The sequence below is a fragment of the SAR86 cluster bacterium genome, assembly GCA_029268615.1.
Lineage (GTDB): Bacteria > Pseudomonadota > Gammaproteobacteria > Magnimaribacterales > Magnimaribacteraceae > JAQWNM01.
The window spans coordinates 60,413-80,905 of record JAQWNM010000015.1 but is presented as its reverse complement, the minus strand read 5'-3'; the positions used below and the strand labels follow the sequence as shown (position 1 = coordinate 80,905).

Here is a 20,493-nt window from a genome sequence, read left to right as displayed (position 1 = left end):
CTTTTGCAAGGTATATATGCAATAACACCAGATGATATTCAAGAAGATGCAATACTACTCAAGACAAAAATACTGCTCAAATCTGGAGTAAAGATACTACAATTTAGAAATAAACATCTTAAAAACAAGGATGCCTTTAATCTTGCAAAATCTTTAAAGGATTTATGTAAAGCTTACCAAGTTCTATTTATCATAAATGACGATTTGAAACTTGCACAGGAAATTCAGTCAGATGGCATACATCTGGGACAAAATGATGTTGGGTGCTCAAAAGCAAGAAGAATATTAGGTAAAAAATACATAATAGGCATTTCTTGTAATGACAGTCTATCTCTTGCTATTGAAGCCCAAAATAATGGAGCAAACTATATAGCTATTGGGAGCATCTTTAAGACTGATACTAAAGTTAATGTTTCTTCGTCTTCCTTAAAAAGATTAAATCAAATAGCAATGAAAATTGATCTTCCGATAGCGGCTATAGGTGGAATAAATAAAAAAAATATTGGTAAAATAAAAGGTTCATCAGCTTCTATGGCTGCCATATGTTCATCTTTGTATAAAAATACTGATTTAACAAAATCTGCTAAGTTTTTTATTCAAAATTTTTAACTGTCTATATTTAAATATATGGTTAATAAAACTCTTTCCCATGATGATATATCTGAGATCATCAAACCTTTAGAGGCAAAACTTTTTGATTCTTCTAAAAATCCTTCTTCTAGTCTTATATGTGCAAGTCTTAAATATATAGAGGGTTCATCTTTTGCAATCCTTAAAGCTCTCTCTAGTGAAAGGACTGCATCTATTTCATTTCCATCTGACCACAATTTATCCGCTAAAAAGACAATCCTTTGAACGGCAGGTTTTTTTGCATTAATATTTTTAACTTCTTTTCTGAGGCTTCTCTTATCTGCAAGCAGACCTTTTAGATCCTCTGCAAAATCAATAATGCTCTCAGATTCTCTAAGATCTATTTTTTGATTAGATATGGCACAACCTATTGAAAATATAATATAAACAAGAAATATGAGAATTTTAATTTTCACTCAACCCATCCATTATCTTATTAATTTTTTTATAAATCTTAGTTTTGTAAGGCATTAAAACATTCATACAATTTTTTGATTTTAGTGATACTCTTTTTGGTTCGAATCCACTTATGAAAGGCATATAAACAGAATTCTTACAATTTTCTCCGCTCAAAAGTCCATCTTTTATATTCACCCATAAATATTTTATTCTCTTAGGTATAGCACTCCTTTGCGCTAGAGGATTTAGATCTTCAATAATTGCCTTCCAAACCTGAAGTGCACCAGATCTACCTGTAAGAGGAGTTTTTCTATTATCATCAAAACCCAACCAGACAATAACCAAATAATCTCCTGCATAACCTGCAAACCAGCTATCTCTTTGATCATTTGAAGTTCCCGTCTTTCCACCCGCATTCCACTTATCCAATATATCTTTAGAATAGCCTCTAGCAGTTCCTCTTTCAAATAATTGTCTTAGAGGAAACTTTAATAAATGAATATCCTCCGACCTAAATCTCTGTTGCAATTTAAGTTGATTAACCCAAATATTATTATTATTTAAATCTGAGACATAACTAACTGCCCTTAATTCTGTATGGAAACCATCTGAAGCTAAGGTTTGGTAAATTTCAGCTATTTCTAAAGGAGACATTTCTATAGAACCGATCAAATAAGATGGCAAAGGAATCTTTTTCTTTGTATACCCAAGTTCATAAAGATCTTCCAAGACAACATCTACTCCTATATCCATACCTATTCTTGCAGTAGCAATATTATAAGATTGCCATAAAGCTTCATGCATTGGGATTTTGCCATGAAACTCTCCATCAAAATTATTTGGTTCCCAAGCACCTCCTTCAGGAAGGCTAACTATTAACTTTGAGTCATCAATAATAGTATTAAGGTTATACTGATCGTGTCTCTTTAATGCCGCTAAATAAACTACTGGCTTCATTAAAGAACCCATTGGCCGAAAAGCGTTAAGAGCTCTATTAAATCCAAAATTATTTGGGTTTGAACTACCAACTAGAGACACAATTTCTCCTGAACCAACTTTTATAATAACTACCGCGGACTGCAAATCATTTAAATTTTGTTTATATTTCTGATTTAATTCTTTTAATGTAAGAGTTAAGTTCTTTTGAGCAATCTCTTGAGTTACTGGCTCAATATTAGTGTGTACCTGGAGTCCATTTACTCTTAGCTCTTTATCTGAGAACTGATTCCTCAAATCAAGCCTTACTAGATCTTGAAAAGCCGGATATTTCGTTTTACTCCCATATCTAGGTCTTATTACAGATATAGGCTTACTTAACTCTAGTTCTATTCGCTTTGTAGAAAATACATCACTTTTATTTAAAATAGACAAAACTAAATCTCGCCTTTTTTTTGCCCTTTCGGGAAACCTCCTAGGATTATATATAGATGGCCCTTTCAGCATTCCTACTAAAAGTGCCATCTGATCTAAATCTAGAGACTTGATTGAAGTTCCAAAGAAATGTTCTGAAGCAAGACCAAATCCATTTATAGATCTATTACCTACCTGAGAAAGGTGAACATCGTTGATATAAGCTAATAGGATTTCTTCTTTAGAATAATGAATCTCTATTAGTAGAGAAACAATAAGTTCCATGATTTTTCTAGTTAAAGTTTGCTCTGGGGAAAAGAATAAGCTTTTAGTTAATTGTTGAGTTATTGTACTTCCTCCCTCAACAACGCTTGTGGCGCGTAGATTTCTAAAAAGTGCCCTAGTTATGGCTTTAAAAGAGAAGCCTTTATGATTAAAAAAGTCTTGATCTTCAACGGAAACAATTATATCTATTAATTCTTGAGGAACATCTGACCATTCTAAAGGCATTCTATCTTCCATATGAGATGGATACATTCCTCCTATAGCTAATGGTTCTAATGAAATAAAATCTACAAAGATTCCATCTTCTCTTTTTATTGAAAGAACCTTACCTTTCTTAGAAAAGGCTATTATGAATTTTCCTTTATCTTGTTTTTTATATTGATTATCGAAACCTTTTAAGAAAACTTCTACTTTACGATTTTTTATTGAATAATCTCCAGGACTTGAAGCCGCATATGTCTTTTTATATCCAATAATTTCAAGCTCTTTAACAAAAATATTCTTATTTAAATAAGTTCCCTCTGATATATCCAGAGACCTTGCGTAAACCTTAGCAGGAATAGTCCATAAAGCTGTCTCAAATTTATCCCTTACTTTAATATCTAAAACGCTCAAAAATAAGATAGAAATAAATACTGCTAAGACGACAATAGTTATGAGTATCTTTTTTATGTTAGAGTTAATTAAATTCACTGTGCAATAATAAACGACTTAAAAAATTTGTGCATAGTCTAAGATCATTTTTAAACTTCAACAAAACATATAATCATGAGTATAGATATTACAGGACTAGGTCACGCTATTGTGGATCTCCAATTCAAAATTAATGAAGAATTCACTCCAATTATTAAAAACCTAGGAATAGATTTTGGTTCAATGACCTTAAAGGATGCTGAGGGTCAAAAAGAACTTATTGAAGCTCTGAGTACCCATAACCTAAAAAGTATAAAGGCCTGTGGAGGCTCAGCTACTAATTCAATAATAGCTGCATCCTCATTTGGAGCTAAATGTCATTATTCCTGCAAAGTATCAAATGACGATCTTGGAAATTTTTATATAACAAATTTAGAAGAAAATGAAGTTACAAATAATATCCTTTGTAAAGATAACTCCGAGCCTACTGGTCAAAGTATAATTATGGTGACTCCAGATACAGAAAGAACAATGTGTACTTGTCTAGGGGTAAGTGAATCTCTGAGCATTAAAGATATTGATATATCAGGGATAAGAAATTCTAAATTCCTTCTAATTGAAGGATATCTAGTTACATCAGATTCGGCTTTTAAAGCTTGCATAGAAGCTATTAAATTAGCAAAAGAAAATGATACAAAAATAGCTTTTTCTCTTTCGGATCATAATATTGTTTCTGCTTTTTATGACAGAATACAAGAAATAATCATGTCTGATATTGACATCATCTTTTGTAATGAAAAAGAAGCGATGGCTTTTACCAGCTCTAACAGTCTAGACAATGCCAAAAAAGTAATAAGTAAACGGGCTGCTAATATTTTTATTACAAAAGGAGAAAATGGTGCGTCTGTTTGGGATGGAAAATACTTTTTAGAAATTGATGCTGTCAAAGCCAACGCAATAGATTCAAATGGCGCAGGAGATATGTTTGCTGGTGCTGTTTTATATTCTCTGTCTCAAGAATTAGGACCTATAGAGTCAGCCAAATTTGGATGTTACGCTGCCTCTAAGCAAGTTGAACATTTTGGTCCTAGACTTAAGAAAGCGGACTACTTGAAATTAAAAGAGTCATATTCTTTTTAATGAAAAAATAAATTAATTTAAAAAAGTGTGGATAAAAAAAAAATAAACTGATAAATTCCCGCCACTTTTTATATAGTTAACTTTTAAAAATAATAATATGCCAACAAAGAAAAAAACTAAAGTAGCGACAAAAAAAAGCAAAGCTGCGAAAAAAAACCCCACAGCTGTTGCGAAAAAACTTAAGGCAGTTGCTAAAAAACCAAAAGTAGTATCAAAAAAATCAAAGGTAGTTGCGCAAAAAAGAGCAAAGCCTTCGATTTCTAATATTACAAAAAATAAATACTCAGGCGAAGATGAATTCTTAGCATCTCTTGAACCTCTGAAATTAAGAAAGAACGAGAGGTATATGAATAAGAGACAAAAAAGTCATTTTGATAAAATATTGAATTCTTGGAAATCTCTATTATTAATAGAGCAAGATAAAACAGCACAAAATTTGCAAAAAAGTCCTACAAATTTTCCAGATCAGTCAGATAGAGCCTCCCAAGAAGAAGAATTTACCTTGGAGCTAAGAACTAGGGAAAGGGAAAGAAAGCTTTTGGCTAAAATAGAACAATCCATTGAAGAACTTAAAGCATCTGATTATGGATATTGTAGATCTTGCGGAATAGAAATAGGCATTAGAAGACTTGAAGCCAGACCTACTGCTACAAGGTGCATAGACTGTAAAACTCTTGAAGAAATAAAAGAAAGGCAAAATTTTGGATAAAGGTTTTGTTTTTATGATCTTTTGATAACCACTAATCTTTCTCCGGAAAAAATCCAAATATCTACACACAAGATTGATCCTTCATTTGTTCCAAAAAACATTAGAAAAGTAATAGTAACTTTAAAAAAGAATGGCCATGAAGCTTATTTGGTTGGGGGCTGTATAAGAGACCAGCTACTTCAAGTAAAGCCTAAGGATTTTGATATTGCAACGAGTGCAAGCCCTGAAAAGATCAAAAAACTTATCCCTAGGAGTAGAATTATAGGAAGAAGGTTTAAACTAGTCCATGTTAGAAGTGGAAGAAACTTTATAGAAGTTGCTACTTTTAGATCAGAAAAACCTAATAAATCTCAAACTAAAGAAGGCATGATTCTTGATGATAACCATTATGGAAATGCATATGAGGATGCCTTTAGAAGAGATTTTACAATGAATTCATTATTTTATGATATTGCTACTCAAGAAATAATAGATTTTACTGGAGGATATAAGGACATTAGAAATAAAAAGATTAGAGTCTTAGGCAATATTGATAATAGATTTAAAGAGGATCCAGTTCGAATGTTAAGAGCTGTCAGATTTTCTTCTAAATTAAATTTAAAATTAGAAAAATCTATTGAAAAAAAAATATCTAATTTAGGATTTCTAATTCTTAACGTGCCTCCTGCTAGAAGATTAGATGAAATAAATAAATTATTTCTTTTTGGAAATAGTTATAAGAATTATCTTTATCTAGAAGATCTAAACATTTTGAAGTACCTATTTCCTTCTTTAAAAACAAACATTAAATCTAATAATGATTACTTTAAAAATTTTATAGAAATATCATTAAAAGGAACTGATAAACGCGTGCAGGAAAATAAGACTGTTATTTTGCCTTTTCTCATAGCTACATTACTTTGGCCGGGATTAGTAAAAAGTTTTGGTGAAATAAACACTCATCAGGTCAAATATACTGAATTAAGACTCCATGCAATCTATTTGCTAGAAGAGCAATCTAACTTTTGCTTTATCCCGAAAAATATGAAAGATTCCATATTTCAGATCTGGGCTCTACAAATAAAATTAATGAAAACAAATAGCCAGAGCGCCCATAGACTCATAGAGCAAAAGAAGTTTAGGGCTGGTTTTGATTTTTTAATAAATAGAGAATTAGCTGGTCTTAACCTTGATGATATAGGACATTGGTGGGAGTCTTTTCAATTTTCTAGTTTTAAAAAAAGAAAAAAAATGATTGAAAGATCCAAGAAGTTTGGAACTAAAATACACACTAATAACAAATTTTTACATTAAAAAGGATATAGTATTGACCCAGTAAATAATTTTATTTGAGAAGCAAAGATGCCGAGGAAAGTAAACCTTGATGAATTTAAAAAAAAGCCAAAGTTTATTTCTGTAGAAGGACCGATAGGAGTTGGAAAAACTACATTAACTAAATTATTAGCTGATTATTTTGGATATGATACTTTTTTAGAAAAGCCAAATGACAACCCTTTTTTAGTAGATTTTTATAAAAATCCTAAGAAATCTGCCTTGGCTACTCAATTATTTTTTTTATTCCAAAGAGTTAAAGAGTCTGAAGAATTGAAACAGGAGGATATCTTTAATCCTGTTAAGATATCTGACTTCTTGCTAGAAAAGGACAAATTATTTGCTGAATTAACCCTAGACGAACATGAGTTAAGTTTGTACAACCAAATTTATGATTATTTATCCATTGAACTTCCTATTCCAGATATAGTGATTTATTTGCAAGCTGAAACAAAAACTTTATATAGAAGAGTAAAAAGTAGGGGCGTTGAGATGGAAAAGAGTATTGATTACAATTACCTTGAAAGCTTAAATGAAGCCTATAAAAAATTCTTTTTAAACTATGAAAGATCTCTTGTCTTGATTGTTAATTCTGAATTTATAAATTTTGCCACTAAAGAAGATGACTTCATCTTGTTACTAGGGAAAATTATGGAGTTTTATAATGATCCGACGGGAAGAAGAATGTACTTTAATCCAAGCCCAAGCCTTATCTAAATATGTCAAAAGAAAAAATATATATTCAAAATAATTCCGTATATAAAAATAATTCTCTTGATAAAGAATCTTACAAGAGCCTTTATGATCATTCTTTAAGGGAGCCAAAAAAGTTTTGGCAGGAACAACTAACAAAATATTTAACATGGGAAAAAATACCTAAATCAATATGTAAATCAGACTTTAATAATGGTGAATTTGAATGGTTTAAGGATGGAAAAATTAATGCGTCAGTTAATTGTATTGATAGACATCTAAGTAAAAATGGTTCAAAAGTAGCTATCATCTGGGAAGGAGATAATCCTAATGATTCCAAAGAAATTACCTATAATGAGTTACATAAATCTGTCTGTAGATTTAGCAATGCTTTAAAGAAGAGTGGAATCAATAAAGGCGATACTGTTTGTATTTACATGCCTATGATTCCAGAAGCTACTTATGCAATGCTTGCTTGTGCAAGGATAGGAGCAATCCACTCAGTTGTATTTGGTGGATTTTCACCTGAAGCCTTAAAAGATAGAATCTTAGATAGTAATTGTTCTGCAGTTATTACAGCTAATGAAGGTGTAAGAGGATCAAAAAAAATACCTTTAAAAGATAACGTTGATAAAGCCCTTGAAACCTGTCCAAATGTTCATTCAGTAATTGTAATCTCTAGAACTAAATCTAAGGTAAATCTAACAAAGAACAGAGATCTGATATACGAAGAAATTATTAAAGAAGTGGATGATTTTTGCGAACCTGAGCCAATGAGTTCAGAGGATCCCCTCTTTATTCTTTATACTTCTGGCTCAACAGGTAAACCTAAAGGTGTTCTACATACTACCGGGGGTTATTTGCTACAAGCTGCAATGACTCATCAAATCATCTTTAATTATCAAGAACAAGATATATATTGGTGTACAGCTGACGTCGGCTGGATAACAGGGCATTCATATATTGTCTACGGACCATTATCCAATTGTGCAACCTCACTTATGTTTGAAGGTATACCTACCTATCCTGATGCCTCTAGATTCTGGAATATAATTGATAAACATAAAGTAAATATTTTTTATACTGCTCCAACTGCCTTAAGAGCCCTAATGGCACAGGGTAATGAATTTGTGAATTGCACTTCAAGGGAATCCCTAAAATTACTTGGCTCAGTTGGAGAGCCTATAAATCCAGAAGCATGGGAATGGTATTATCAAGTAGTCGGGAATAGCAGATGCCCAATAATAGATACATGGTGGCAAACTGAAACGGGAGGGATTATGATTTCTCCAATCGCTGGTGTAACTGATCTTAAACCTGGTAGCGCAACATTACCTTTTTTTGGAGTTGAACCAGCTCTTTTAGATGAAGAAGGACATGAAATAAAAGGCCAAGGAGAAGGCAATCTCGTTATAAAAAGAAGTTGGCCATCTCAAATAAGAACAGTATATGATGATCATGAAAGATGCTTAGATACATATTTCTCTTTGAACCCTGGTTATTACACTACTGGAGATGGAGCTAGAAGAGATAAAGATGGATATTACTGGATTACAGGTAGAGTAGATGACGTCCTTAATGTTTCCGGGCACAGGTTAGGTACTGCAGAAATAGAAAGTTCTCTTGTGCTTCATCCAAACGTAGCAGAATCTGCTGTAGTTGGATATGATCATAATATTAAAGGTCAAGGGATTTATTGTTATGTAACTCTTATGAATGGTGTTGACCCTTCTGAAGAGATAAAAGAGGCACTCATAGAATTAGTTAAAAATGAGATTGGTGCTATAGCTAAGCCTGATATAATTCAATGGGCTCCTGGTCTTCCAAAAACTAGATCTGGGAAAATCATGAGAAGAATACTTAGAAAGATTGCCTCCAATGATATAAAAGAACTTGGAGATATTTCTACACTAGCAGACCCCAGTGTTGTTCAAGAACTTATAACCGAAAGAAAGAATAATGTCATTAATTGATCTAATAAATAAGAAATCTATTTTACCCTCCCAATCAGAAGCTTTACCTGGAAGAAAAGAAAAAATTGAAGTTCCAAATGAGCATTTTATAACTGGCACAACGATGGTAGAACCCTTTCCAAGTGAAATGAAAAAAGCTATGTTTGGGATGGGGTGTTTTTGGGGAGTAGAAAAAATATTTTGGCAATTAAATGGAGTATTTTCTACTATGGTAGGTTATTCAGATGGGTTAACTCCTAACCCAACTTATAATGAAGTATGTACTGGTAGAACTGGTCATAATGAGGTTGCATTGATTGTATATAATCCTAATGATGTATCTTTTGAAGAGCTTTTAATTCACTTCTGGGAGGGTCATAACCCTACTCAAGGGATGAGGCAAGGTAATGATTCTGGTACTCAATATAGGTCTGGGATCTATTGTTTTGATAAAGAACAAAATTATTTAGCCCTCCAATCTAAAGAATCTTATCAAGTGGAGCTGACTAAATCAGGTATGGGAAAAATAACTACTGAAATAAATGATGCTTCGGAATTTTATTATGCAGAGCACTATCATCAACAGTATTTAGCAAAAAATCCTGATGGATACTGTGGAATTGGCGGTACAGGAATAACTTTTAAGTAATATATTTATAAGTTTTGTCTTCCCTAGAAAGAACACCATCTTCATATAATTTAATTAAGTGGGCGTTTAAAGACCATTTAGCAATAGGGAACAAGGCGGAACTAACATCTTTATAAACTTCTTCTACTAAGGAATCTGCATTACCATGACCCTTGAGTTTTATTGCACTTAAAACTTTATTTTCTCTATCTAGTCTATGTTTAATTATCCATTGGACCACGGATTGAGGATCTTTCAATACTTCTCCATGCCCTGGAGCTATGCTTTTCAAATCATAATTCTTAAGCATATCCAGAGATTCAAGATATTGTCTCATATTTCCATCAGGCGGAGATATAACAACAGTTGAACCATTCATAATATGATCTCCTGTGAAGATCATGCCTTCTTCTTCTAATAAATAGCATAAATGATTAGAAGCATGGCCAGGCGTATGAATGACTTCTAATTTATTATTCTCAACATTAATAATTTCACCATGGTTTAGCATGACATCTGGATTAAAAGTCAAATCTTGGTTCTTGCTGCGTTCAGTAATTAGTCCAAAAGCAGGGATATCTAGAATATCCTGAAGAAGCTTAACTCCAGGAGAATGATCTGGATGAGTGTGTGTCACTATGATTTGTTCTATTTTCCCTGAACATTTAGCAATTGCTTCAATATGATCCTGTATAGCTGGTCCCGGATCCAATACAGTAACTTTGTCTATTCCTATAAGATAGGTGTTTGTTCCAGGGCCAGTAAATACACTAGAATTTCCAGCTGTAATTCTCCTTACAGAAGGTGAGATGATTTCTATCTTATCTGCTTCAAGACTCATTATTAATGATCCTCATATCCAGGTTCTCCAGGTAAAAGTCCTACTAATTTTCCATTTTCCATAAAGAATTTTGGTTCTATTGTAGTTATATATCCAGGATCTAAATTTTGTTTGTTTTCTAAAAGTTCCTGAGTTGAATTAAAACCACATATCATCTCTAAGCTTTTTATGGTTGGCATAATTAATAATATCTTTCTTTCTTTCCATCTCTTTAAGGCATCCTCAGGCTTAATCCATAAACTATTTATACTCTCTTTTCCATCATGAACGGCTTCTTGGTTTTGAGGTGCCTGTGCTATAAAAAACCTTGTAGTATATCTTTTCTTTTCTATTTTTGGAGTAACCCAGTGTGATACATAAGCTAACCTATCAGCGGAAAGAGTAATTTGCTCCTTTTTACACATTTCTTTGAGAACAGATTCTCTTTTATTTAACCTGTCCCTGTAATTGATAAACCTTTCTTTTAAATCCTGATCTTTAAAATTAAGATTATTATGATTCGTGTCATAAGCAAGCAGGATCCCTGCTTCTTCAAAACATTCTCTTATGCATGCAACCCAATAAGATAATCCTCCTGATTCCAAGCCCAAAATTTTTGAAGCTTCTTGATCTGTTAAACCATGAATTATCTCATCTACACCATCTACACTATCATCAAAATCAACTTTACCTCCTGGGAAAACATATGCCCCTCCAAAGTTTGTTGAAGAAGCTCTTTCCATAAGGAAAACTTCTATCCCTTCATCTGAAGCATCTCTCGCTAGTATAACTGTAGCAGCTGGCTTTGGTTCTGAAGCCTTTTCATTTGGATCTGCTAATTCATGTTTTACACCTTTCAATGGATCTTTCATAACCTTTATTTTAATTTTAGTTTAGAATTGAAAACTTTTTAAACTTTCAAGGAAAAGATTAAACCAACATTATGCTAGAAGAATGACTTCTTCACTATAAATAAAAATTACTAATAGTTAAAAAATGAATCTAACTCCACCTAAATGGTTTACTAAATCTCTGGAAGTACCAAAGACAGAACACTCAATCAAAGTAGATGGGGCAAATATTTATTACCAAAAATGGGGTAATAAAAAAAACCCTGGACTATTACTTGTGCATGGAAGTGGCTCACATTCACATTGGTGGGATTTTATCGCTCCTAATTTCTTAGATTTATTTGAGGTAGTTGCAATTGATCTTAGTGGAATGGGCGAAAGTAGTCATAGAAAAGAATATAAAGCTGAAATTTTTGGAAATGAAATACTCTCGGTTGCTAAAGATGCTAATTTCTTTGATAAAAGACCTAGCCCCCCAGTAATCTGCGGTCATAGCCTAGGAGGCTTTATGAGTGCCGCAGCTGGCTATTTATCACAAGATAAAATTAGAGGGATAATCATGATTGATTCTCCTATTCGACCCCCAGATTATGACTACAGTCAACATGAGCATAGTTATCCTATTCGAAGAAGAAAGACCTACCCTACCTTGGAATCAATTTTAGATAGATTTAGATTGGCTCCTGATCAAACCTGTGAAAATCAATATATTATTGATTACATAGCCAAATGGTCCGTTCAAAAAGTAGAAAATGGCTATGAATGGAAATTTGATGATACTTTATTTGAGAAATTAGTTTTTGAAAGGCCCAGAAGAGACGTTGCATTTAGCCTTAAATACCCTTTAGGTATAATCTATGGAGCTAATAGTGTATTAATGACAGAGGAAATAATTAACTATATAAAGCAACATATAGATTCTAAAACGAAGATGATTTGTATTGATAACGCTCAACATCATGTCATTCTTGATCAGCCATTAAAAATTGTTGAAGAAATAAAAAACATTATAAATTCATGGTAGTTAATTACTCCCAATAAGGTGCTTTTAACTTTCTCTTATTAATCTTACCCATAGTATTTCTTCCTAAATCTTTAACAAACTCAACACTTCTAGGGCATTTATAGTGAGATATCTTATCTCTGGACCAATCTATTAATTCCTTTTCAGAGGTTTTAACTTGAGATGGGTCCACTATAATAAGTGCTTTCAATTCCTCTCCCATTTCTTTGTTTGGTACTCCTATGCATGCAACATCCATTACGTAAGGATGTTCAATCAATACTTGTTCTGCCTCTGCAGGATAAATATTAGCACCACCGGATACAACCATATCACTAAATCTGTCTGTTAAAAAAACATACCCTTCTTCATTCATATATGCTATTTCACCCAGTGTGAATATTCCTGGAGCAATGTGAGCTGCTTTAGATTTCTCAGGATCATTATGATAAATAATACCTCTACCTGTTGAGTCCTTGAAATAGAGCTTTCCTTCTTCGTTAGTTGGTAATTCTTTTCCGTCGTCATCTAGAATTATTGCAGTGAAGGGTTCTACGGCTTTCCCAACTGATCCAGGATATTTTAGAAATTCTTCCGAATCTAAACTGCAGGTTGTTCCAACTTCACTAGCTCCATAAGCATCTCTAAAAACTGGACCAAACCAATTAATCATGCTGATCTTTGTATCAACTGGACAATTTGCTCCTGTATGAGCTATAGACACCATAGAGGATGTATCATATTTATCTTTTACTTCTTGAGGCAAGGCTAATAGTCTTACAAAATGAGTTGGTACCATGATTGTGGTTCCAGTTTTATATTTATCTATTGCCTCTAATGTTGCTTCTGCATCAAACTTTCCTAAAATAACTGAATTGACTCCAGCTGCTAGTAACCTTGCACCAGATAAAGGTCCTGTATGATACATTGGACCAACTACAAGGTGCGGTCCAAGACCAACATTAGGACTTAATTTAAGATTCTCAAGATGATCCTCAATAGTTTCTCCAGCTGCAAACATAGTTGGAGGTAGATTAGTTCCTTTAGGCCTTCCGGTAGTACCAGATGTATAAAGTAAATTGGGTAGAGGTTTTAAATCCATACGAGGCTCTTTATCACTGCAACCTAAAAGCCATTCTTCCCAACTCAGAATTCCTTCTTCTTTCTCTATGAGCCCCCACCCTACAACTAAACTCACTCCAGCTAATTTAGCAGCATCTAATCCTATTTTCTTAGTTTCAGGGCCAACAAATATAACCCTAGCTCCTGAGTTTTCTAAAATGTAAGCTACCTCTTCAGAAGTAAGATGAAAATTAACTGGGACTACTGAAGCTCCTCCTATTAAACCACCTAAATTAGCCATTGCTGTTTCCATAGAATTTTCAGCAAATACGGCTATTCTCCTTTCAGGACCTAAATCTATTTCTTGCAGACCATTTGCAACTCTATTTAAAGTTAGGTCAACATCAGACCAATTCATAGTCTTATCCTTAAATCTTAAGGCCCATTCTTCTGGCCTAGATTCATATAATTCCTTGGCAAATTTAGGCATATTCTATCCTTTAAAATTAGGTTTTCTTTTTTCTAAAAAGGCTGTAATTCCCTCTTGGGCATCAACTCCAGAAGCTAAATTAGCTATATGCATTCCTTCTAATTCTACTTGAGTTGGCAAAGAATTTTGATAGGACTCATTCAATAAAGATTTCACAGCCCCAAAAGCATCTGTTGGCCCTTCACAAAGTTTAATAGCTAATTTTTTAGATGATTCATAAACTTTATCATCTGCAAACACTTCATTAACTAATCCCCAATCACATGCTTCTGCAGCACTTAATAATCTATTCGTCAGCATTAACTCTTTTGTCTTTCTTATACCTATAAGTTTTGGTAAAAAATAAGTAGATGTTCCATCTGGAGATAACCCTGCACCAGTATATGCCATTGTAAATTTAGCAGACTCAGCACAATATGAAATATCACCTAAACAAGCTAAGCTCATCCCTGCACCAGCTGCTGTTCCATTAATAGACACTACAGTAGGAGCTCTCATAGATGAGAAATTAAAGAACGCTCCGTGAAGTTGATGCGTCATGTAACTCAATAAATTTGATATATTTTTACCTTCCTTTGCAAAACTAGCTAAATCCCCCCCAGCTGAAAACATTTTTCCTTTAGCAGTTAACAACATCGCCCTGATAGATTTATCATGCCTGCACTTAATAGAAACATCTAAAAGTTCTTCAGACATTAGCACATTGATAGAATTTGCTGCTTTTGGGCGATTTAAAGTTAGTTCGGCCAAGCCATCTTTTTTTTTGAAAATTAATGTTTCATATGACATTTTAATACCTCTAACTAGGCTTGAACTTTGTTCAATCTTCCATTAATTATTCCTTCAGCATCTTCAATAATACGACTAACCATATCTTTACAAGATAAAATATCTTTTACCCTCCCTACAGAAATTCCAGCAGACCAGATACCGTGCTCAAGATCCCCTTCATCAAAAACCACTCTACCTCTTTGGCCTGCCACTAAATCTTTAACATCTTCAAATACTGCGCTTCCAGTAGATTCTATCTCAACTACTTCATCAGAAACTGAATTCTTAAAAACCCTTGCCGTATTGTGCATAGTTCTAAACATAAGGTTAGTTGAAAGCTCATCTGCTTCTTGCATTTTCTCTTTTACATTTTGATGTATTAAACATTCTTGTGTTGCCATAAATCTAGTACCCATGACTATGGCTTCGCCTCCCAACGCTAATGCAGCAACTAAACTTTTGCCATCACTGAACCCTCCGCATCCGGAAACTGGAATAGTTAAGGCTTCAGCTGCTTGAGGTAAAAGTACTAGTGAAGGTATATCATCTTCTCCTGGGTGACCAGCACATTCAAATCCATCAATAGTTACTGCATCTACTCCAACCTTTTCAGCTTTCAAGGCGTGCCTAACGGAAGTACATTTATGAATTACTTTTACACCATATTCTTTAAAGAGGGGCATAAATGGTTCAGGGCTCCTACCTGCAGTTTCAACAATTTGTATACCAGAACCTACTATAGCTTCAGCATATTCCTCATAAGGGGGAGGATTTATTGCAGGTAAGATTGTTAAATTAACTGCGAAAGGCTTATCTGTCATTTCTTTTGTTTTAGCAATCTCTTTAGTCAAAGCTTCAGGAGTGGGCTGAGTCAGAGCCGTGAGAGTACCTAAAGCTCCAGCGTTGGACACAGCGGATACCAATTCCGCATACCCTACCCACTGCATGCCTCCCTGAATGACAGGATGTTCTATCCCTAATAATTCTGTTATTCGTGTTTTTATCATAATTCTCTCCTAAACTATTTTTTAAAACTTTATAAATTATAAGACTGCATATTCTATTCAAAAAAAACAGAGTTGTTTGTTTTTTTTATCTTTCGTTTATTATATGACACCTCAATTTGTATGGATTCACTATAAAAAGTTATAAAATATTAACAATTTCAGAATTTATATAAATTTACCTATAAAATTAAGGAGATAGTATGTCGGAGAACTTACCTCTATTCATAGAAGGAGAATTTACCCAAAGTAAATCTGATACTCATTTAGAAGTATTAAATCCTGCGTCACAAGAAATATTAACTAAAGTTCCATTTGCAACTGAAGAAGAATCTCATAGAGCTATTAAAAGTGCGGAAAGAACTTTTCATGACTGGAAGGATGTACCTCCACCCGAAAGATCTAGACTTATGATCGCCTATCAAAATTTATTAAAGAAGCATCATGATGATATTGCAGAAACTCTTAGTAAAGAGAATGGTAAAAACTTTGAAGACTCAAAGGGCGATGTATGGAGAGGAATAGAAGTTGTAGAACAAGCTTCAAACATTGCACCACTCCTAATGGGAGAAACTGTAGGAAATGTTGCTAGAGGAATAGATGCCTATAGCTATTTACAACCTTTGGGGGTTTGTGGTGGTATTACGCCCTTTAATTTTCCTGCAATGATTCCATTGTGGATGTTTCCTATGGCCATAGCTTGTGGAAATACTTTTGTACTGAAACCTTCTGAACAAGACCCAATGACTCCTAATCTATTGGCTGAATTATTTGTAGAGGCTGGAGCTCCTAAAGGGATTTTACAAATCATCCATGGAGGAAAAGATCAAGTTGATGCTTTGTTAACACATCCAGATATTCAAGCTATCTCATTTGTAGGTTCAGTACCCGTAGGACAACATGTATATAAAACTGGAACTGATCACCTGAAAAGAGTTCAAGCATTTGCCGGAGCAAAAAATCATATGGTGGTGATGCCAGATGCGCATAAAGATAGAACAGTTGATAATATAATTGGAGCCGCAGTTGGAGCTGCTGGTCAAAGATGTATGGCTATAAGTGTAGCTGTTTTTGTAGGTGAATCTAAAGAATGGATCAACGATATAAAAGAAGGAATGTCAAAGATATCCCCAGGACCATGGGAAAATCCTGAATCAGGATATGGACCTATTATAAGCAAACAAGCCAAAGAAAGAGTAATAGGACTGATTGAAACTGGTAAAAAAGAAGCCACTTGTCTTCTAGATGGAAGTGATTGTATTGTTAAAGACTACCCTGATGGACATTGGGTAGGACCTACTTTATTTACGGATGTCACCATCGACTCAACAATCTATAAAACTGAAATATTTGGACCAGTCCTTTTATGTATTTGTGTAGATACTTTGCAAGAGGCTTTGGACCTAGTAAATGCAAACCCTTATGGAAATGGAACCTCTATATTTACAAACTCAGGAAGTGCTGCCAGAAAATATCGCCATGAAATAGAAGTAGGTCAAGTTGGAATCAATGTACCTATTCCTGTTCCTTTACCCTTCTTTTCGTTTACAGGATGGAAAGGTTCTTTTTATGGAGATCTGCATGCTTATGGTAAACAAGCAGTTAGATTTTATACTGAAACTAAAACCGTAACAGAGAGATGGTTTGAAGATGGCAAAAGTGAAGGTGCAAATTTAACAATTAAGCTTAAATAGAGAATGAATTTTGACCTATCAGAAGACCAACTTGCTTTTCAAAACTTAGCAAGTGAATTTGCGCAGAAAGAATTAGCTCCAAAAGCAGCGGAATGGGATGCAAATAGTGAATTCCCTATTGAGGTTATCAAAAAAGCTGGAGATCTTGGATTTTGTTCTTTGTATGTCTCAGAAGAAGATGGAGGCATGGCCTTGGGAAGACTAGATGCCAGTATCATAATTGAACAACTATCAATGGGATGTACTAGTACAACTGCTTTTATCACTATCCACAATATGGCTACATGGATGATAAGTAATTTTGGACCCGAAAAATTAAGAAATGAATGGACTCCTTCCTTATGCTCAGGAAAAAAATTAGCATCTTATTGCCTGACTGAAGCCAATGCAGGATCTGATGCTGCCTCTTTGAAAACAACCGCAAAGAAAGATGGAGATACTTACATAATTAATGGAAGTAAATCCTTTATATCAGGATCAGGTGCAACTGATTGCCTGGTTCTAATGGCTAGAACGGGAAAAGAGGGAGCTGGTGGTATTTCTTGTTTTCTCGTCCCAGCAGATGCCACAGGCATTGAATACGGGAAAAAAGAAGAAAAAATGGGATGGAAAAACCAGCCTACACGAATTGTTAGTCTGCAAGATGTAAGAGTTTCTTCTTCAAATCTTATTGGAAAAGAAGGTGAGGGATTTAAAATAGCTATGAAAGGATTAGATGGGGGCAGAATAAATATCGCAACATGCTCTATAGGAACCGCTCAAGCAGCTCTTACTGAAGCACAAAAATACATGAATGAGAGAGAGCAATTCGGAAAAAAAATAGGAGAATTCCAAGCTCTTCAATTTAAACTTGCTGATATGACAACAGAACTTGTAGCTGCACGACAAATGGTAAGGTTAGCAGCAACAAAATTAGATGATAACCACCCAGAGGCGACAACTTACTCAGCTATGGCTAAAAGATTTGCTACGGATGTAGGATTTAATGTATGTAATGAGGCTTTGCAAATATTTGGAGGTTATGGCTATATTCAAGAATATCCATTAGAGAGATACGTCCGAGATGTTAGAGTACATCAAATACTTGAGGGCACAAATGAGATCATGAAAATGATCATAGGAAGGAGAATGCTAATGGAAGACGCAACACAAATTATCCAATAAAACATCATGTCAAATAAATTAAAAATTTCCATAGAAAATAATACTGCATTAATTACCATAAATAATCCTCCAGCTAATACTTGGGATTTAGAGAGTTTAGGGTTTCTTGAAGAAACCATTAAAACCTTAAATGATAATAGAGAAGTTTTTAGTCTTGTGATCACTGGAGAAGGAGACAAATTTTTCTCAGCAGGAGCTGACTTACGGGTTTTTCATGAGGGCAAAAAAGTTGCAGCTAACGATATGGGCGAAGCATTTGCAAAAGCATTTTCTGCCTTAAGTGAATTCAGAGGGTTTTCCATAGCAGCTGTTAATGGATTTGCAATGGGTGGAGGGTTAGAATGCGCTCTAGCTTGCGATATTAGAGTTGCTGAAGAGAGCTCTAAACTAGCTTTACCTGAACCTAAAGTAGGACTACTTCCTTGTGGAGGAGGTACTCATCAATTACCTAGATTAGTGGGAGAAGGTTGGGCTAAAAGAATGATATTAGGTGGAGAACAATTAGATGCAAATCAAGCTCTTAAAATTGGTTTAGTTGAAGAAGTTGTTGGATCAGGAGAAAGTCTACCTCTGGCTTTAGAACTTGCATCTCAATCTAATAACCAAAGCCCTATAAGTGTAGCTGCATGTAAAAAATTAATTCATTCTGCTCGAACTTCTAAGAAGAGTTATGGTTATGAAAAAGAACCCTTTGTAAGCTTGTTTGACAGTGAAGATCAAGCTGAAGGAGTGGCAGCGTTCTTAGAAAAGCGACCTCCAGAATGGAAAAATGCTTGATAAAGAACTGGTTCTTGTTTCTGAGAAAGAAGCTAAAAATGGATCAAAAATAGGTCATATAGTCTTAAATTCTCCAGAATCCCTAAACTCACTTACTCTCTCCATGGTAGACAAAATATTACCCCAACTTGATGCATGGGAAGTTAATAATAAAATAAATGCTGTAATTATCGAAGGTGCAGGAGATAAAGCATTATGTGCTGGAGGAGACATTAGAGCCCTTTATGAGTCTATGATAAAAAAACCAGGAGGGCCTAATCCTTTTGCTGAGGCTTTTTTTGAGAGAGAATATAGATTAGATTATAAAATCCATACTTACTTGAAACCAATCATATGTTGGGTAGATGGAATCACTATGGGCGGTGGTGTAGGAATAATGCTTGGTTGTGATTATAGATTAAGCACAGAAAGAACAAGATTTGCCATGCCTGAAATAGGAGTAGGACTATTTCCTGACGTTGGATTTACTCACTTCATTAATAAACTACCAAAAGGAGTTGGGCTTTATATGATGCTTACTGCCTCACAACTTAATGCTGCTGATACTCAAATGGTAGGACTGACTGATTACTATATTTCAATTTCAAGAAAAGAATCATTTGAACAAGAATTAACTAAATTAGATTGGTCAGATGATCGAACAAAAAATAATGAACTTTTAGATTCATTTATCAAGTCTTTTGCAAGTATGCCTAAATCTAAGTTAGGATTTCCAGATCCACAACTTGAGCAAAGATTAGAAATAGTTCAAGATCTCACTAATGAGAAAACCCTTCCCATGGTCACAAATAATATTCTCTCTAATGATATTGATGATAAGTGGTTTCAACGAGGAAAAAAAGGATTAGCCGGAGGGAGCCCAACTTCAGCTCATATTATCTGGGAACAATGTCACTTTAAAGATCATATGCAACTTAAAGAGGTATTTAAATTTGAATTAGATTTAGCTATACAAGTAACTAGGCATCCTGATTTTACTGAAGGAATTCGTGCTGTGATAATAGAAAAAGATAATCAACCAAAATGGCAATACTCGAAGATAGATAATGTACCTAATTCATGGATTGAAGAGCACCTTAAGCCAGCTTGGAACAAAAATCCACTTGATGATTTAATAATTTAAATAG

General features: G+C 34.1%; 18 protein-coding genes and 1 pseudogene. 12 read left to right on the top strand and 7 right to left on the bottom strand.

From position 1 onward, the window contains the following. The first annotated feature begins 3 nt into the window (after positions 1-3). Positions 4-609: a thiamine phosphate synthase gene (gene thiE, locus P8J93_07995; protein ID MDG2061738.1), complete on the top strand. Its 606-nt coding sequence runs from the start codon at positions 4-6 to the stop codon at positions 607-609. Here thiE and P8J93_07990 read toward each other — a convergent pair. Together P8J93_07990 and mrcB are read right to left on the bottom strand one after the other, a co-directional pair. Beyond that, the gene (locus tag P8J93_07990) at positions 606-1,046 is read right to left on the bottom strand and encodes a hypothetical protein (GenBank protein MDG2061737.1); all 441 of its coding nucleotides are present in this window, start codon (positions 1,044-1,046) and stop codon (positions 606-608) included. The two genes, thiE and P8J93_07990, sit on opposite strands and share 4 nt — an antisense overlap. Beyond that, positions 1,036-3,357 carry a penicillin-binding protein 1B gene (gene mrcB / locus P8J93_07985; protein ID MDG2061736.1) on the bottom strand — a complete coding sequence of 774 codons (2,322 nt, stop codon included), beginning with the start codon at positions 3,355-3,357 and terminating at the stop codon, positions 1,036-1,038. The genes P8J93_07990 and mrcB overlap by 11 nt, the downstream gene beginning before the upstream one ends. 75 nt (positions 3,358-3,432) lie before the next feature. On the opposite strand from mrcB, the gene P8J93_07980 reads away from it, so the two are divergent. The 6 genes and pseudogenes from P8J93_07980 to msrA all read left to right on the top strand — a co-directional run bounded on the left by P8J93_07980 (position 3,433) and on the right by msrA (position 9,751). Further along, positions 3,433-4,437, top strand: coding sequence for an adenosine kinase (locus P8J93_07980; GenBank protein MDG2061735.1), 1,005 nt, complete (start codon positions 3,433-3,435; stop codon positions 4,435-4,437). A gap of 310 nt (positions 4,438-4,747) precedes the next feature. Then, a pseudogene (dksA, locus tag P8J93_07975) lies at positions 4,748-5,146 on the top strand (RNA polymerase-binding protein DksA). Between the two features lie 21 nt (positions 5,147-5,167). Beyond that, entirely contained in the window at positions 5,168-6,439 is a 1,272-nt protein-coding gene (gene pcnB / locus P8J93_07970) for a polynucleotide adenylyltransferase PcnB (protein ID MDG2061734.1), read from the top strand. A gap of 48 nt (positions 6,440-6,487) precedes the next feature. Continuing rightward, on the top strand, positions 6,488-7,174 hold the full coding sequence (locus tag P8J93_07965) for a deoxynucleoside kinase (GenBank protein MDG2061733.1): 687 nt from the start codon (positions 6,488-6,490) through the stop codon (positions 7,172-7,174). Positions 7,175-7,176: 2 nt separating this feature from the next. Beyond that, positions 7,177-9,123, top strand: a complete 1,947-nt coding sequence (gene acs, locus P8J93_07960) for an acetate--CoA ligase (GenBank protein ID MDG2061732.1) — start codon at positions 7,177-7,179, stop codon at positions 9,121-9,123. Further along, a complete protein-coding gene (gene msrA, locus P8J93_07955; GenBank protein ID MDG2061731.1) occupies positions 9,110-9,751 on the top strand; it encodes a peptide-methionine (S)-S-oxide reductase MsrA in 642 nt (213 codons plus the stop codon). Before acs ends, msrA begins: the two co-directional genes overlap by 14 nt. Here msrA and P8J93_07950 read toward each other — a convergent pair. Both P8J93_07950 and P8J93_07945 read right to left on the bottom strand, forming a co-directional pair. Further along, a complete protein-coding gene (locus P8J93_07950) occupies positions 9,744-10,571 on the bottom strand; it encodes an MBL fold metallo-hydrolase (protein MDG2061730.1) in 828 nt (275 codons plus the stop codon). The two genes, msrA and P8J93_07950, sit on opposite strands and share 8 nt — an antisense overlap. A 2-nt stretch (positions 10,572-10,573) precedes the next feature. Continuing rightward, a complete protein-coding gene (locus P8J93_07945; GenBank protein MDG2061729.1) occupies positions 10,574-11,422 on the bottom strand; it encodes an NUDIX hydrolase in 849 nt (282 codons plus the stop codon). A gap of 124 nt (positions 11,423-11,546) precedes the next feature. Here P8J93_07945 and P8J93_07940 point away from each other — a divergent pair, with 124 nt between their 5' ends. Further along, positions 11,547-12,425, top strand: a complete 879-nt coding sequence (locus P8J93_07940; GenBank protein MDG2061728.1) for an alpha/beta hydrolase — start codon at positions 11,547-11,549, stop codon at positions 12,423-12,425. Positions 12,426-12,429: 4 nt separating this feature from the next. Here P8J93_07940 and P8J93_07935 read toward each other — a convergent pair whose 3' ends face one another. The 3 genes from P8J93_07935 to P8J93_07925 are packed head-to-tail and all read right to left on the bottom strand — an operon-like array spanning position 12,430 to position 15,734. After that, positions 12,430-13,956, bottom strand: a complete 1,527-nt coding sequence (locus P8J93_07935; GenBank protein ID MDG2061727.1) for an AMP-binding protein — start codon at positions 13,954-13,956, stop codon at positions 12,430-12,432. Between the two features lie 3 nt (positions 13,957-13,959). Continuing rightward, positions 13,960-14,745, bottom strand: a complete 786-nt coding sequence (locus P8J93_07930; GenBank protein MDG2061726.1) for an enoyl-CoA hydratase-related protein — start codon at positions 14,743-14,745, stop codon at positions 13,960-13,962. Between the two features lie 14 nt (positions 14,746-14,759). Beyond that, positions 14,760-15,734: a nitronate monooxygenase family protein gene (locus P8J93_07925; protein ID MDG2061725.1), complete on the bottom strand. Its 975-nt coding sequence runs from the start codon at positions 15,732-15,734 to the stop codon at positions 14,760-14,762. 200 nt (positions 15,735-15,934) lie between these two features. On the opposite strand from P8J93_07925, the gene P8J93_07920 reads away from it, so the two are divergent. The 4 genes from P8J93_07920 to P8J93_07905 are packed head-to-tail and all read left to right on the top strand — an operon-like array spanning position 15,935 to position 20,489. Continuing rightward, entirely contained in the window at positions 15,935-17,425 is a 1,491-nt protein-coding gene (locus P8J93_07920) for a CoA-acylating methylmalonate-semialdehyde dehydrogenase (protein ID MDG2061724.1), read from the top strand. Between the two features lie 3 nt (positions 17,426-17,428). Next, positions 17,429-18,589 carry an acyl-CoA dehydrogenase family protein gene (locus P8J93_07915; GenBank protein MDG2061723.1) on the top strand — a complete coding sequence of 387 codons (1,161 nt, stop codon included), beginning with the start codon at positions 17,429-17,431 and terminating at the stop codon, positions 18,587-18,589. A 6-nt stretch (positions 18,590-18,595) separates the two neighbouring features. After that, positions 18,596-19,366: an enoyl-CoA hydratase gene (locus P8J93_07910; GenBank protein MDG2061722.1), complete on the top strand. Its 771-nt coding sequence runs from the start codon at positions 18,596-18,598 to the stop codon at positions 19,364-19,366. Further along, entirely contained in the window at positions 19,359-20,489 is a 1,131-nt protein-coding gene (locus P8J93_07905) for an enoyl-CoA hydratase/isomerase family protein (GenBank protein MDG2061721.1), read from the top strand. Before P8J93_07910 ends, P8J93_07905 begins: the two co-directional genes overlap by 8 nt. Positions 20,490-20,493: the final 4 nt, after the last annotated feature.

Excerpts from the sequence above, each read along its gene's own strand:
- P8J93_07980 (MDG2061735.1), top strand. The coding sequence starts at position 3,433 with ATGAGTATAGATATTACAGGACTAGGTCACGCTATTGTGGATCTCCAA.
- P8J93_07965 (MDG2061733.1), top strand. The coding sequence starts at position 6,488 with ATGCCGAGGAAAGTAAACCTTGATGAATTTAAAAAAAAGCCAAAGTTT.
- acs (MDG2061732.1), top strand. The coding sequence starts at position 7,177 with ATGTCAAAAGAAAAAATATATATTCAAAATAATTCCGTATATAAAAAT.
- msrA (MDG2061731.1), top strand. The coding sequence starts at position 9,110 with ATGTCATTAATTGATCTAATAAATAAGAAATCTATTTTACCCTCCCAA.
- P8J93_07950 (MDG2061730.1), bottom strand. The coding sequence starts at position 10,571 with ATGAGTCTTGAAGCAGATAAGATAGAAATCATCTCACCTTCTGTAAGG.
- P8J93_07945 (MDG2061729.1), bottom strand. The coding sequence starts at position 11,422 with ATGAAAGATCCATTGAAAGGTGTAAAACATGAATTAGCAGATCCAAAT.
- P8J93_07940 (MDG2061728.1), top strand. The coding sequence starts at position 11,547 with ATGAATCTAACTCCACCTAAATGGTTTACTAAATCTCTGGAAGTACCA.
- P8J93_07935 (MDG2061727.1), bottom strand. The coding sequence starts at position 13,956 with ATGCCTAAATTTGCCAAGGAATTATATGAATCTAGGCCAGAAGAATGG.
- P8J93_07930 (MDG2061726.1), bottom strand. The coding sequence starts at position 14,745 with ATGTCATATGAAACATTAATTTTCAAAAAAAAAGATGGCTTGGCCGAA.
- P8J93_07925 (MDG2061725.1), bottom strand. The coding sequence starts at position 15,734 with ATGATAAAAACACGAATAACAGAATTATTAGGGATAGAACATCCTGTC.
- P8J93_07920 (MDG2061724.1), top strand. The coding sequence starts at position 15,935 with ATGTCGGAGAACTTACCTCTATTCATAGAAGGAGAATTTACCCAAAGT.
- P8J93_07915 (MDG2061723.1), top strand. The coding sequence starts at position 17,429 with ATGAATTTTGACCTATCAGAAGACCAACTTGCTTTTCAAAACTTAGCA.
- P8J93_07910 (MDG2061722.1), top strand. The coding sequence starts at position 18,596 with ATGTCAAATAAATTAAAAATTTCCATAGAAAATAATACTGCATTAATT.
- P8J93_07905 (MDG2061721.1), top strand. The coding sequence starts at position 19,359 with ATGCTTGATAAAGAACTGGTTCTTGTTTCTGAGAAAGAAGCTAAAAAT.